At 71.9% G+C, this 13864-nt stretch carries 9 protein-coding genes; 2 read left to right on the top strand and 7 right to left on the bottom strand.

Annotated elements, in window-relative coordinates; genetic code table 11:
- Window positions 1-120: 120 nt before the first annotated feature.
- From pyk to pta, 3 genes are all read right to left on the bottom strand, one after another.
- The gene (gene pyk / locus ACFV6I_RS09975; RefSeq protein WP_063347766.1) at window positions 121-1548 is read right to left on the bottom strand and encodes a pyruvate kinase; all 1428 of its coding nucleotides are present in this window, start codon (window positions 1546-1548) and stop codon (window positions 121-123) included.
- 94 nt (window positions 1549-1642) lie between these two features.
- Window positions 1643-2857 (bottom strand): acetate kinase, encoded by a 1215-nt coding sequence (locus ACFV6I_RS09980; protein ID WP_380380820.1) that lies wholly within the window; start codon window positions 2855-2857, stop codon window positions 1643-1645.
- Window positions 2854-5007, bottom strand: coding sequence for a phosphate acetyltransferase (gene pta / locus ACFV6I_RS09985; RefSeq protein ID WP_380336700.1), 2154 nt, complete (start codon window positions 5005-5007; stop codon window positions 2854-2856). Before pta ends, ACFV6I_RS09980 begins: the two co-directional genes overlap by 4 nt.
- A 178-nt stretch (window positions 5008-5185) precedes the next feature.
- Between pta and ACFV6I_RS09990 the strand changes: the two genes are divergently transcribed.
- Window positions 5186-5467 carry a type II toxin-antitoxin system Phd/YefM family antitoxin gene (locus tag ACFV6I_RS09990; protein WP_063347763.1) on the top strand — a complete coding sequence of 94 codons (282 nt, stop codon included), beginning with the start codon at window positions 5186-5188 and terminating at the stop codon, window positions 5465-5467.
- Window positions 5464-5868 carry a type II toxin-antitoxin system VapC family toxin gene (locus ACFV6I_RS09995; RefSeq protein ID WP_380424266.1) on the top strand — a complete coding sequence of 135 codons (405 nt, stop codon included), beginning with the start codon at window positions 5464-5466 and terminating at the stop codon, window positions 5866-5868. The genes ACFV6I_RS09990 and ACFV6I_RS09995 overlap by 4 nt, the downstream gene beginning before the upstream one ends.
- Before the next feature lie 64 nt (window positions 5869-5932).
- Here the strand turns inward: ACFV6I_RS09995 and glgB are convergent, their stop codons facing one another.
- The 4 genes from glgB to ACFV6I_RS10015 all read right to left on the bottom strand — a co-directional run bounded on the left by glgB (window position 5933) and on the right by ACFV6I_RS10015 (window position 13820).
- The gene (gene glgB / locus ACFV6I_RS10000; protein WP_079135617.1) at window positions 5933-8299 is read right to left on the bottom strand and encodes a 1,4-alpha-glucan branching enzyme; all 2367 of its coding nucleotides are present in this window, start codon (window positions 8297-8299) and stop codon (window positions 5933-5935) included.
- Between the two features lie 112 nt (window positions 8300-8411).
- Complete coding sequence (locus tag ACFV6I_RS10005; RefSeq protein WP_380336691.1) at window positions 8412-9902, bottom strand: phosphotransferase; 1491 nt, start codon at window positions 9900-9902, stop codon at window positions 8412-8414.
- A gap of 241 nt (window positions 9903-10143) precedes the next feature.
- Window positions 10144-11868, bottom strand: coding sequence for a maltose alpha-D-glucosyltransferase (gene treS, locus ACFV6I_RS10010; protein ID WP_063347760.1), 1725 nt, complete (start codon window positions 11866-11868; stop codon window positions 10144-10146).
- Window positions 11865-13820 (bottom strand): alpha-1,4-glucan--maltose-1-phosphate maltosyltransferase, encoded by a 1956-nt coding sequence (locus tag ACFV6I_RS10015; RefSeq protein ID WP_380424284.1) that lies wholly within the window; start codon window positions 13818-13820, stop codon window positions 11865-11867. The genes treS and ACFV6I_RS10015 overlap by 4 nt, the downstream gene beginning before the upstream one ends.
- Window positions 13821-13864: the final 44 nt, after the last annotated feature.

Genomic DNA, 13864 nt, shown 5'->3' on the forward strand with positions numbered 1-13864 from the left:
GCGCTACCCGCCTGACTGGCCCCCGGCCGCGCGCCCGGGGGGGGGGGCTAGCCCCAGACCCCCCGCGGGGGCCGCCACCCCACGGACTCCCCCCGCCCGGGGCGTCGGTGCCACGGGGTGTTACTCGCCCCGGGTGCCCAGGTGGTGCACCTGGACCATGTTGGTGTTGCCGGGGATGCCGGGGGGCGAGCCGGCGGTGACGATGACGGTCGCGCCCTCGGCGAGCTGGCCCATGCTGAGCAGCTCGCGGTCGACCTGGGCGACCATCGCGTCGGTGGACCCGACCTGCTCGGTGACGTGCGCCTCGACGCCCCAGCTCAGCGAGAGCTGGTTGCGGGTGGCGACGTCCGGGGTGAACGCGATCACCGGGATCGGCGAACGGTAGCGGGACAGGCGGCGGGCGGTGTCACCGGACTTGGTGAACGCGACCAGCGCCTGGCCGTTCAGGAAGTCGCCCAGCTCGCACGCGGCGCGGGCGATCGAGCCGCCCTGGGTGCGCGGCTTGCGGCCCGGGTTGAGCGGCTGGAGGCCCTGGGACAGCAGCTCCTCCTCGGCCCTCTCGGCGATCCGGCTCATGGTGCGGACGGTCTCGATCGGGTACTTGCCGACGCTCGACTCGGCGGACAGCATGACCGCGTCGGTGCCGTCCAGGATGGCGTTGGCGACGTCGGAGACCTCGGCGCGGGTGGGGCGCGAGGCGTGGATCATCGACTCCATCATCTGGGTGGCGACGATGACGGGCTTGGCGTTGCGGCGGGCCAGCGTGATCAGCTGCTTCTGGACCAGCGGCACCCGCTCCAGCGGGTACTCGACGGCCAGGTCGCCGCGGGCGACCATGATGGCGTCGAAGGCGAGGACGATCTCCTCCATGGCCTCGACGGCCTGCGGCTTCTCGATCTTGGCGATGACCGGCACGCGGATGCCGACCTCGTCCATGACCTCGTGGACGTCCTTGACGTCGTCCGCGTTGCGGACGAAGGACAGGGCGACCATGTCGACGCCCAGGCGCAGCGAGAAGCGCAGGTCGTCCTTGTCCTTCTCGGACAGGGCGGGCACGTTCACGGCCGCGCCGGGCAGGTTGATGCCCTTGTTGTTCGAGAGCACGCCGCCCTCGATCACCACGGTCTTCACCCGCGGGCCGTCGACGCTGACGACCTCCAGGGCGATGACGCCGTCGTTGATCAGGATCGGGTCGCCGGGCTTGACGTCGCCGGGCAGGCCCTTGTAGGTGGTGCCGCAGATGTGCTGGTCACCGGGGACGTCCTCGGTGGTGATGGTGAACTCGTCGCCGTTGTCGACGGTCACCGGGCCGTTGGCGAAGGTCGCCAGACGGATCTTGGGACCCTGGAGGTCGGCCAGGACGCCGATGGCCTTGCCGGTGTCCTCCGAGACCTGGCGGACCTTGCGGTACCGCTCCTCGTGGTCCGCGTGGTTGCCGTGGCTCATGTTCAGTCGGGCGACGTTCATGCCCGCCTCGACGATGGCCTTCAGCTGTTCGTAGGAGTCCGTCGCCGGACCCAGGGTGCAGACAATTTTCGCTCGGCGCATATGGATCAGTCTATCCGTTCGTGTTATAGGTGCATTCGGCACGAATCGTGAGGAATCGCCAACGAAGGATCCCGAGGGGCGAGACGGCGTCCAGTCAGTCCCCAGACGGCCGGTGGACCAGGGCGAAGGCCTGTCGGGCGATCTCCAGTTCCTCGTCGGTGGGCACCACGGCGACCGCCACCCGGGCGTACGCGGGTGAGATGATCCGGGCCTCGCCGGAGCGCACCGAGTTCAGCTCGGGGTCGACCGCGATGCCCAGTTCGTCCAGCCCGGCGGTGGCCGCCGCGCGTACCGGCGCCGCGTTCTCCCCGACGCCCGCGGTGAACGCGATCGCGTCCACCCGGCCGAGCACGGCGTAGTAGCCGCCGATGTACTTGCGCAGCCGGTGGATGTACGCGTCGAAGGCGAGCTTCGCGTCGGCGTCCCCGGCCTCGGCCCGGCGCATGATCTCGCGCATGTCGTTGTCGCCGCACAGGCCGCGCAGACCGCTGCGGCGGTTGAGCAGGTCGTCGATCTCGTCGATCGACAGCCCGCCCACCCGGTGCAGGTGGAACACCACACCGGCGTCGATGTCGCCCGAACGGGTGCCCATGACCAGGCCCTCCAGCGGGGTCAGGCCCATCGAGGTGTCCAGGCAGCGACCGCCGGCGACCGCCGAGGCGGAGGCACCGTTGCCCAGGTGCAGCACGATCACGTTCACCTCGGCCGGGTCCTTGCCGAGCAGCCGGGCGGTGGCCCGCGAGACGTACTGGTGCGAGGTGCCGTGGAAGCCGTAGCGGCGCACCCGGTGCTCGTCGGCCACGGCCTTGTCGATCGCGTACCGGGCCGAGAACTCGGGCATCGAGGCGTGGAAGGCGGTGTCGAAGACGGCCACCTGGGGGAGGTCCGGGCGCAGCGCGCGGGCCACCTCGATGCCGGTGATGTTGGCCGGGTTGTGCAGCGGCGCGACCGGGATCAGCCGGCGGATCTCCTTGAGCACGTCGTCGGTGACCACGGTCGGCTCGGTGAACCGCTTGCCGCCGTGCACCACCCGGTGGCCGATCGCGGCCAGCTCGGGGGAGTCCAGCCCGAGGCCGTCGGCGGCCAGCTCCTCGGCGACGGCCTTCAGGGCGGCGGAGTGGTCCGGGAAGAGCTGCGGCAGCTCGCGCGGCCCGCCCGCGTGCGGGGTGTGCACCAGCCGCCCGCCGGGCTCGCCGATCCGCTCCACCAGGCCGGAGGCCAGCCGGGCACCGTCCAGCATGTCGATCAGCTGGTACTTCACCGACGACGAGCCGGCGTTCAGCACGAGAACGCGCGTTCCATCGCTCATGCCTGCGACTCCTTGTCGTCCTGGGCCTGGATGGCGGTGATCGCGACGGTGTTGACGATGTCCTGGACCAGCGCGCCGCGCGAGAGGTCGTTGACGGGCTTGCGCAGGCCCTGGAGGACGGGGCCGACCGCCACCGCGCCCGCCGAGCGCTGGACCGCCTTGTAGGTGTTGTTGCCGGTGTTGAGGTCCGGGAAGATCAGCACGGTCGCCCGGCCCGCCACCGCGGAGCCCGGCAGCTTGGTGGCCGCGACGTGGGCGTCCACCGCCGCGTCGTACTGGATCGGGCCCTCGACCAGGATGTCCGGCCGCAGCTCGCGGACCAGCTCGGTGGCCTTGCGGACCTTGTCGACGTCCGCGCCGGAGCCGGAGGTGCCGGTCGAGTACGAGAGCATCGCGACCCGCGGCTCCACCCCGAACTGGGCGGCGGTGGCGGCGGACTGGATCGCGATGTCGGCCAGCTGCTGGGCGTCCGGGTCGGGGTTGACCGCGCAGTCGCCGTACACCAGCACCTTGTCGGCCAGGCACATGAAGAAGACGCTCGACACGATGGCCGCGCCCGGCGAGGTCTTGATCACCTCGAAGGCGGGCCGGATGGTCGCGGCGGTGGAGTGCACCGCGCCGGAGACCATGCCGTCCGCGATGCCCTCCTGGACCATCAGGGTGCCGAAGTACGAGACGTCGGTGACCACGTCCAGCGCCAGCTCGACGGTCATCCCCTTGTGGGCGCGCAGCCGGGCGTACAGCTCGGCGAACTGGCGGCGCAGCGGGCTGGTGGTCGGGTCGACGATCCGGACCTGGGCGCGGTCGCCGCCCGGCTGTTCCTGCGGGAGGTCGATGCCGAGGCCCGCGGCCTTGCGGCGCACCGCGTCGGCCTCGCCGAGCAGGGTGAGGTCGCAGATGTTGCGGCGCAGCAGGATCTCGGCCGCGCGCAGCACCCGCTCCTCGGTGCCCTCCGGCAGGACGACGTGCCGCCGGCTTGCCCGGGCCCGCTCCAGCAGCGCGTGCTCGAACATCATCGGGGTGACGCGTTCGGACCGGCCGACCTCGATCAGGTTGGTCAACTCGGCCGTGTCGACATGCAGTTCGAACAGTCCGAGGGCGATCTCGGCCTTCCGCGGACTGGCCGCGGTGAGCTTGCCCTCCAGGTGGGTGAGGGTCGCGGCGGTCGGCCAGCTGCCCTCCGGGACGACCGCGACCGGGGTGCCGGGGGCGAGCCGGGCGGCCAGCGCCATCACGTTCGGGCCGGGGTGCTGGCCGAGCGTCAGCAGCACGCCGGCGATCGGCGGGGCGCCGGCGGCGTGCGCGGCCAGCGAGCCGATCACCAGGTCGGCGCGGTCCCCGGGGGTGACGACCAGGGCGCCCTCGGTCAGGGCGTCCAGGAAGGTGGGCAGCATGGCGCCGCCGAAGACGAAGCCGCGGACGTCCCGGGCCAGGCCGGCGGCGTCCCCGAGCAGGACCTCGGCGCCGGTCGTCTCGACCAGTTGGGCGACGGTCGGCGCGGCCAGCGCCGGCTCCTCCGGGATGACGTAGGCGGGGATCGGCAGCTTCTCGGTGAGCTTGCGCTGGATCCGCTGCTTGGCGCCCGGGGCGACCCGGTTGGCGATCATCGCCAGGGTCTCGCAGCCCAGGTCGGTGAACGCCCGGTGGGCGTTGCGGACCTCGGCGATGACGGCCTCCGGGTCCTCGGCGTGCCCGCCGACCACCGGCAGCACGGCGGCGCCGAACTCGTTGGCCAGCCGGGCGTTGAAGGCCAGCTCGTCCGGGATGTTGGTGTCGGCGAAGTCGGTGCCGAGGACCAGCACCGCCTGGCAGCGCCGCTCCAGCGCGCGGAAGCGGTCGACCAGGGTGGAGACCAGCTCGTCCTGCCCCTGGGCGGCCTGCAGCGCGGCGGCCTCCTCGTAGCTGAGCCCGTACAGCTCGGAACTCGGCAGGTCGATCCGGTACCGGCCGCGCAGCAGTTCCACCACGTGGTCCGAGCCCGGCTCGCCCCCGGCCCGGCGGCCGGCAGGTGCTCCCGCGTGCGCGTGCACCAGCGGCCGGAACACCCCGACCCGGTCCACCTGGCGGGTGAGCAGTTCCATGACCCCGAGTTCGACCGCCTGCCGGCCGTCCCCCCGGTCGATACCGGTCACGTACACGCTGCGCGCCACGTGGGTGTCTCCGTCCCGTCGTCTCGGAATATGGCCATATCGACCATACCTTCGCACCACGAACGGGCGTCCGCGAGCAGAGCGGCCCGGCGGGGGCAAGGGCTGAACGTCCCGGGCTCGGGGTTTGCGCCGCGGCCCGCCCTTGATGTACCTACATAATGTAGTTACATTGGAAGGCATGGAGACCATGGGACTGCGTGAGCTCAACCAGAACCCGTCCAAGGCGGTCGCGCGGGTCCGGGCCGGCGCGACGATCGTCGTCACCGACCGCGGGCGGCCCGTGCTGAGGCTGGTGCCGGAGGAACCCCCGGCGACGACCCTCGAACGTATGATCGCGGCCGGCGAGGTCACCCCGCCCGCCGAGGAGGGCATGCCCGAGCTGGCCCTCGACCTGCTGCCGGACATCGGCAGCCTCTCGGACCTGCTGGTGGAAGACCGCGAACGGGAGCGGAACCGTTGATCTACCTCGACTCCTGCGCGCTGCTGAAGTTCATCAAGCCGGAGCCGGAGACGGCCGCACTGCGGGCGTGGCGGCAGGCGCTGCCCGCCGGGACCGAGCTGATCACCAGCGCGCTGGCCCGGCTGGAGATCACCCGCACCCTGCTCCGCGCGGGCCTGGCCCACCAGCAGGTCCCCTACTACGTGGACCAGGCGCTCCGGGGCAGCCACCAGGTCGACCTCAGCAGCGCGGTGCTCGCCCGGGCGCTCTCCTACCGCACTCCGAGCCTCGGCTCGCTGGACGCGTTGCACCTGGCCAGCGCGGACCCGTTCCGCACGGAGCTGACCGAGTTCATCACCTACGACCGCGAGCTGGGCAGGGCCGCGGAGGATCTCGGCTTCCCGGTGTCGGCACCGAGCTGAGGGCCTGCCCGGCCGGGCAGGCCCTCAGATGCTCAGGCCCTCAGACACTCAGGTGCTCAGGCCCTCAGCGGGCCGGGCGGAGCCAGAGGGTGGCGAGCGGTGGGAGGACCAGTTCGGCGGAGCGGGGCTGGTCGTGCCAGGGGGTCGGTTCGGCCTTGACCGGGTGGGAGTTGCCGATGCCGCCGCCGCCGTAGGCCTCGGCGTCGGTGTTGAGCAGTTCCTCCCACAGCTGGTCGCGGCCGTCCAGGTCGGGCAGGCCGACCCGGTGGCCGTGCCGGACGACGGGGGAGAAGTTGCAGACCGCGACCAGCGGCGAGCCGTCGGCCGCGTACCGGACGAAGGAGAGCAGGTTGTCCTCGGCGGCGCCGCCGTCGAGCCAGCGGAAGCCGTCCGGGGTGGTGTCCCGTTCCCATAGGGCGGGGGTGTCCAGGTAGTGCCGGTTGAGGTCGCGGACCAGCCGGCGGACGCCGTGGTGGTCCTGGTGGGCGGGCCACTGCTCGTCGAGCACCCACCACTGCGGGCCCTGTTCGTGGTCCCATTCCGCGCCCTGGGCGAACTCCTGTCCCATGAAGAGCAGTTGCTTGCCCGGGTGGGACCACATGAAGCCCAGGTAGGCGCGGTGGTTGGCGCGCTGCTGCCACCAGTCGCCGGGCATCTTGGAGACCAGCGCCTGCTTGCCGTGCACCACCTCGTCGTGCGAGATCGGCAGGACGTAGTTCTCCGAGTAGGCGTACACCATCGAGAAGGTGATCTCGTTGTGGTGGAACTTGCGGTGCACCGGCTCCTTGGACATGTAGACCAGCGAGTCGTGCATCCAGCCCATGTTCCACTTGAGCCCGAAGCCGAGGCCGCCGGCGTCGGTGGGGCGGGTGACGCCGTCCCAGGCGGTGGACTCCTCGGCGATGGTGACCACGCCGGGGCAGCGCCGGTAGACGGTGGCGTTCATCTCCTGCAGGAACGCGGCCGCGTCCGGGTTCTCCCGGCCGCCGTGCTGGTTGGGCGTCCAGGCGCCGCCCTCGCGGGAGTAGTCGAGGTAGAGCATCGAGGCGACGGCGTCCACCCGCAGGCCGTCGATGTGGAACTCCTCGCACCAGTAGACCGCGTTGGCGACGAGGAAGTTGCGCACCTCCGTGCGGCCGTAGTCGAACTCCAGGGTTCCCCAGTCGGGGTGCTCGGCGCGCAGCGGGTCGGCCGGCTCGTACAGCGGCTCGCCGTCGAAGCGGGCGAGCGCGAAGGCGTCCTTGGGGAAGTGGGCGGGCACCCAGTCGACGATCACGCCGATGCCGTGCCGGTGCAGGGTGTCGACCAGGTGGCGGAAGTCGTCGGGGCTGCCGAGCCGGGCGGTGGGGGCGTAGTAGCCGGACACCTGGTAGCCCCAGGAGCCGCCGAAGGGGTGCTCCATGACCGGCATGAACTCCACGTGGGTGAAGTTCAACTCCTTGAGGTAGCGCGGCAGTTCCTCGGCGATGGCGCGGTAGCTGGTGAGGTCGGGCCGCCAGGAGGCCAGGTGCAGCTCGTAGACGGACATCGGCGCCCGGTGGTGCGCGGCGCGGGCCCGGCGGGCCATCCACTCGCCGTCCTGCCAGCGGTGGTCGGAGGAGGTGACCACCGAGGCGGTGGCGGGCGGGCACTGGGCGGCCCGGGCGAGCGGGTCGGCCTTGTCGAGCACCCAGCCCTGCCGGGTGTGGATCTCGTACTTGTACGCGGCGCCCTCGGCGAGGCCCGGGACGAAGAGCTCCCAGATGCCGGACGAGCCGAGCGAGCGCATCGGGTGCCCGGTGCCGTCCCAGTGGTTGAAGTCGCCGATCAGCCGGACGCCGACGGCGTTCGGCGCCCAGACCGCGAAGGCGGTGCCGGCGACGCCGTCGACGGTGCGCACGTGCGAGCCGAGGGCCCGCCACAGCTGCTCGTGCCGGCCTTCGGAGATCAGGTGCAGGTCGAGTTCGCCGAGGGTGGGCGGTGTGCGGTAGCCGTCGTGCTGGGCCAGCGGCTCGCCGCCGGGGTAGGTCACCAGCAGCCGGTAGTCCACGGTGTCGGCGCCGGCCACCAGCCCGGTGAACAACCCGCCCTGCTGATGGGTGAGTTCGGCCGGGCCCTGGGTGGTCTCGACGACCACCCGCTCGGCGAACGGGCGCAGCACCCGGATCGCGGTGCCGCCGTGCACCGGGTGCGCGCCGAGCAGGGCGTGCGGGTCGTGGTGCTGCCCGCCGACCAGCCGGTCCACCTCGGACGGCGGCAGCGGCGCCTCGGGCAGGCGCAGCGAGGCCGTGGGCGGAGCCGTGACCGGTGCGGACTCCGCGGCCGGCACGGGCTCGCCGGCCGGCGCGGACTCCTCGGCCGGGACGGGCTCGGGCCGGGGCGAGTCCGGGCCGGCCAGGAAGGTGGCCGGGACGGGGCGGGTGGTGCGGCCGGGCGGGTCGAGCGGCGTCACGGCTGGGTCCTCCTGCGACGGGGGGTGGGCTAACTCCAGGGCGGCGGAACCGGGGGTGCGGGTGGGGCAGGGGATGCGGGCAGGCCAGGGGGTGCGGGCGGGGCCGGGGCGGTCAGACGGTGAGGGCGAGCCGGTTGATCGCGGCGAGCGGGATCGGCAGCCAGCTCGGCCGGTGCCGGGCCTCGTACACGACCTCGTACACCGCCTTGTCGATCTCCAGGGCCCGCATCAGCTCCGGTGAGGCCGCCGGGTCGGCGCCGCCGCCGGCGGTGTAGCCGGCGCAGAAGGCGGTGCGGTTGCGCTGGGCCCAGGCGGCGGCGAGGTGGGCGAGTTCCGGGTCGACCGGGCCGCCGGCCAGCAGGTGGGCGGCCGCGTAGTCGAAGGAGCGGAGCATCGCGGCGACGTCGCGTAGCGCGGGCTGCGGTTCGCGGCGTTCGTTGACGGATTTGGCGGGTTCGCCCTCGAAGTCCAGCAGCACCCAGCCGTGCGGGGTGCGCATGGCCTGTCCGAGGTGCAGGTCGCCGTGGATGCGCTGGACGGGCAGGCCGTCGGGGTGGGCGTCGGCGAGTTGCTGGAAGGCGGTGCGCAGTGCGGCCCGGTAGCGCAGCAGGCCGGGGACGGCGGCGACGGCGCTGTCCAGCCGGTCGGCCATGGTGGTGGCGAGCCGGCTGGTCTGGGCGCGGTCGAGCCGGGCGACCGGCATCGAGCGGGCCAGGACCCGGTGGACTTCGGCGGTGGCCCGGCCGAGCCGGTGGGCCTCGATGGCGAAGTTGCCGGGGGAGGGGTCGCCCTTGAGTCGGCCGACCTGGTCGAGGGCGAGCTCCCAGCCGTCCTCGGCGTCCGGCAGGTAGCGCTGGAGCAGCCCGAGGGTGGCGGGTTCGGCGCGTTCCAGCCGGCTCTCGAACCAGGCGGCGACCCGGGGGATCCGGGTGGAGCCGGCCCGGGAGAGGGCGAGGGAGAGTTCGAGGTCGGGGTTGGTGCCGGGGTGGATGCGGCGGAACAGCTTGAGGATGTACGAGGTGCCGTAGATGACCGAGCTGTTGGACTGCTCGGCGGTGGAGGCGCGGCCGGGGAGGTTGGCGGGGAGCCCGGAGCCGGGGGTGCGGCGGAAGGACAGCGAGCCGAACCGGTCGCCGGTGGCGAGGTGTTCCAGCAGCCGCCCGGTGAGTTCGGGGTCGTGGACGGCGTCGTAGAGCGCCGCGCCGTCGTACGGGCCCTGGCTGAGCCGGCCGAGCACGGCGCTGGGCTCGATGTCCGCGTGCCCGTCCGAGCGGATGCCGAGCAGGAGTTGGTAGATGTCGCCGTGCGGGGCGCCGACCGTGGTGGCGTGCTCGACCCGCAGCAGCAGGTGCAGCAGGGCGGGGTCGCCGACCTGGAGCGGGGTTCCGACCATCGGGGTGAGGCCGGTGATGGGCCGTCCCTTTCCGGCGTACCACCGCTGGGTGGGGAGCCACTCGGCGATCAGCGGCAGCGCGGCCTGGACGAGTTCGCTGACCCCCAGGGCGGCTCTCCGGGCCCCGGTGCTCCGCGCGCCCGCCGGTGCGGCGGGGTCGGCGGGGGCATCCTGCTGCACATGGGCTTGAGAACGGGAGGTTTCGGACATGACTCCCTTTCCCCGGAAGCGGGCGGACTGCCCGACGGGTCTGGCCGGGTCCGTCAGTCTTCCGGATTTCGGCGGCGCGGCGGCGGCGGCACGCGAGCGGGGCTCAGGTGTCACGCCTTCGTGTGGGTGGCCGTTGGGCTGTTCTCCGTACGCGGCGGTGCAGAGAACTCCGGGGGCGCAGGGGTTCAACTCGCGCCCCCGGAGGGTCTGGTGGTGCTGTGTGGCAGGGTGTGGCGGATCGTTACTTCGAGCGCCTGGTCCCGCTCAGCCGCGGCGGCTGCCGGAGCTGGAACCAGTAGAAGCCGTGGCCGGCCAGCGTGAGCAGGTAGGGCCACTCGCCGATGGAGGGGAAGCGCACCCCGCCGATCAGCTCGACCGGGTACCGTCCGCCGTACTGCCGCAGGTCCAGCTCGGTCGGCTGCGCGAACCGCGAGAAGTTGTTCACGCACATGACCAGGTCCCCCTCGTGTTCGCGCACGAAGGCCAGCACGGCGGGGTTGCTGGAGGGCAGTTCGGTGTACGTGCCGAGGCCGAACGCCGGATTGAGCTTGCGGATCTCGATCATGCGACGCGTCCAGTGCAGCAGCGAGCTCGAACTGCTCTGCTGTGCCTCGACGTTGGTCACCTGGTAGCCGTACACCGGGTCCATGATGGGCGGCAGACTGAGCCTGCCCGGGTCGGCGGAGGAGAAACCCGCGTTGCGGTCCGGGGTCCACTGCATCGGCGTGCGCACGCCGTCCCGGTCGCCCAGCCAGATGTTGTCGCCCATGCCGATCTCGTCCCCGTAGTAGAGGACCGGCGAGCCGGGCAGCGAGAACAGCAGGGCGGTGAACAGCTCGATCTGGTTGCGGTCGTTCTCCAGCAGCGGGGCGAGCCGGCGGCGGATGCCCACGTTGGCGCGCATCCGGGGGTCCTTGGCGTACTCCGCGTACATGTAGTCGCGCTCCTCGTCGGTGACCATCTCCAGGGTCAGCTCGTCGTGGTTGCGCAGGAAGATGCCCCACTGGCAGCCGCCGGGGATCTGCGGGGTCTTGCTGAGGATCTCCGACACCGGGTAGCGGGACTCCCGCCGCACGGCCATGAAGATCCGGGGCATCACCGGGAAGTGGAAGGCCATGTGGCACTCGTCGCCGCCCGCGGTGAAGTCGCCGAAGTAGTCGACGACGTCCTCGGGCCACTGGTTGGCCTCGGCCAGCAGCACGGTGTCGGGGTAGTCGGCGTCGATCTCCTTGCGGACCCGCTGGAGGAACTCGTGGGTCTCCGGCAGGTTCTCGCAGTTGGTGCCCTCGCGGGCGAACAGGTACGGCACCGCGTCCAGCCGGAAGCCGTCGATGCCGAGGTCGAGCCAGAACCGCAGTCCGGCGATCATCTCCTGCTGGACGCGGGGGTTGTCGTAGTTGAGGTCCGGCTGGTGGGAGAAGAACCGGTGCCAGAAGTACTGCTTGCGGACCGGGTCGTAGGTCCAGTTGGAGGTCTCGGTGTCGACGAAGATGATCCGGGCGTCCGGGTACTGCTTGTCGTCGTCGGCCCACATGTAGAAGTCGCCGTACGGGCCGTCCGGGTCCGTCCGGGAGGCCTGGAACCACGGGTGCTGGTCGCTGGTGTGGTTCATGACGAAGTCGATGATCACGCGCATGCCGCGGGCGTGCGCGGCGTCGACGAACTCCATGAAGTCGGCGAGGTCGCCGAACTCCGGCAGCACCGACTTGTAGTCGGCCACGTCGTACCCGCCGTCGCGCAGCGGCGAGGCGAAGAACGGCGGGAGCCAGAGGCAGTCGACCCCGAGCCACTGCAGGTAGTCGAGTTTGGTGGTGAGCCCCTTCAGGTCCCCGACCCCGTCGCCGTTGCTGTCCTGGAAGGACCGCACCAGCACCTCGTAGAAGACCGCACGCTTGAACCACTCCGGGTCCAGGTTCTTCTTCGAGGTCTCCGGGAAGGTGTCGGGGACGGGCTCGTTCACAGTCACGCTGGGTTCCTCCGAACCGTGAGGAGGTGAGCCGGCTCGGCTGAGGGATCGAGCCGGACGTAGTTGTGCCGGCCCCAGGTGTAGACGGCGCCGGTGAGCTCGTCGTGCACCGCGTACGGGCCGTCGCCGTCGAGGGTGACGGTGGCCTCCTGGACGTGGTGCGGGTCGAGGTTGACCACGGTGACGACCTGGTCGGTGAGGCCCTCGGGGGTGGTCGCGGTCTTGGAGTAGGCGAGCACCTGGTCGTTGTCCGTGGGGTGGAAGCGCAGGTTGCGCAGCTGCTGGAGGGCCGGGTGGCGCCGGCGCAGCCGGTTCAGCACGGTGAGCAGCGGGGCGAGGGAGTCGGTGCGGGTCCAGTCGCGCGGGCGCAGCTCGTACTTCTCCGAGTGCAGGTACTCCTCGGAGCCGGGGTGGGCCGGCTCGTCCTCGTACAGCTCGAAGCCGGCGTAGACGCCGTAGCTGGGGGCGAGGGTGGCGGCGAGCACGGCGCGGATCGCGAATGCGGCGCGGCCGCCGTGCTGGAGGTAGCCGTGCAGGATGTCCGGGGTGTTGGCGAAGAAGTTGGGCCGCATGTAGGCGGCGGCGTCACCGGTGAGTTCGGTGAGGTACTCGGTGAGTTCCGGCTTGGTGGTGCGCCAGGTGAAGTACGTGTACGACTGGTGGAAACCGATCTTCCCCAGGGTGTGCATCATCGCGGGCCGGGTGAAGGCCTCCGCCAGGAAGACGACGTCCGGGTCGGTGCGGGCGATGTCGGCGAGCACCTTCTCCCAGAACGCCACCGGTTTGGTGTGCGGGTTGTCGACCCGGAAGATCCGAACGCCGTGGGACATCCAGAACCGGAGGATCCGGATGGTTTCCTTGACGATTCCTTCCATGTCCTGGTCGAAGTTGATCGGATAGATGTCCTGGTACTTCTTCGGCGGGTTCTCGGCGTACGCGATGGTGCCGTCCCCGCGGTGGCTGAACCATTCCGGGTGCTTGTTCACCCACGGGTGGTCGGGGGAGCACTGGAGGGCGAAGTCCAGCGCCACCTCCAGGTGCAGGGCCTCGGCCTCGGCGACGAAGTGGTCGAAGTCCTCGATCGTGCCGAGGTCGGGGTGGACGGCGTCGTGGCCGCCCTCGGGGGAGCCGATCGCCCAGGGCGAGCCGACGTCGTGCGGACCGGCCGTCAGGGCGTTGTCCGGCCCCTTGCGGAAGGCTCGTCCGATCGGGTGCACCGGCGGCAGGTAGACCACGTCGAAGCCCATCGCGGCGACGGCCGGCAGCCGCTCGGCGGCGGTGCGCAGGGTGCCCGAACGCGGCGGCTCGACGCCGCCCGGATCCACCACCGCGCCCTCCGAGCGGGGGAAGAACTCGTACCAGGAGCCGTACAGCGCGCGCTCGCGGTCCACCTGGAGCGGCAGCGGGCGGGAGGCGCTGAGCAGTTCGCGCAGCGGGTACCGGGCCAGCAGGTCCAGCACCTCGGGGGCGAGTGCGGCGGCCAGCCGGGACAGCGGCGGCAGGCCGGGGTCGCGCAGTGCGTCGGCGGCGGCCAGCACGTGCGCGCGGCCCTCCTTCTTCGGCACGCCGACCGCGGCCTGCTCCAGCAGCCGGGCGCCGTCCTCCAGGACCAGCGCGGTGTCGATCCCGGCGGGCAGCTTCACGGCGGCGGTCCGGCGCCAGGTGGCGACCGGGTCGCTCCACGCCTCGACCAGGTACGACCAGCGGCCGGACGCGGTCGGGGTGACGTGCGCGCCCCAGCGGTCGGTGCCCTCGGCCAGCTCGCGCATCGGCGTCCACGGGCCGCCGCGGCCGCGCGGGTCGCGCAGCACCACGTTGGCGTTGACGGCGTCGTGGCCCTCGCGGAACACGGTCGCGGTGACCAGGAAGGTCTCGCCGACGACGGCCTTGGCCGGGCGGCGGCCGGAGTCGACGAGGGGGCTGACGTCCAGGACGGGGATGCGGCCGATCACGGTGTCGCTCTCTGTCGTCTTGCGGGCGGCGGGCTTGCGGGCGG

Origin of the sequence: Kitasatospora sp. NPDC059803 (genome assembly GCF_042732255.1) — a bacterium.
Classification (GTDB): Bacteria; Actinomycetota; Actinomycetes; order Streptomycetales; family Streptomycetaceae; genus Kitasatospora.

What these genes read in the sequence shown, in the direction of transcription:
- pyk (WP_063347766.1), bottom strand. Translation starts at nt 1,548, where the DNA reads ATGCGCCGAGCGAAAATTGTCTGCACCCTGGGTCCGGCGACGGACTCC.
- ACFV6I_RS09980 (WP_380380820.1), bottom strand. Translation starts at nt 2,857, where the DNA reads ATGAGCGATGGAACGCGCGTTCTCGTGCTGAACGCCGGCTCGTCGTCG.
- ACFV6I_RS09990 (WP_063347763.1), top strand. Translation starts at nt 5,186, where the DNA reads ATGGAGACCATGGGACTGCGTGAGCTCAACCAGAACCCGTCCAAGGCG.
- ACFV6I_RS10005 (WP_380336691.1), bottom strand. Translation starts at nt 9,902, where the DNA reads ATGTCCGAAACCTCCCGTTCTCAAGCCCATGTGCAGCAGGATGCCCCC.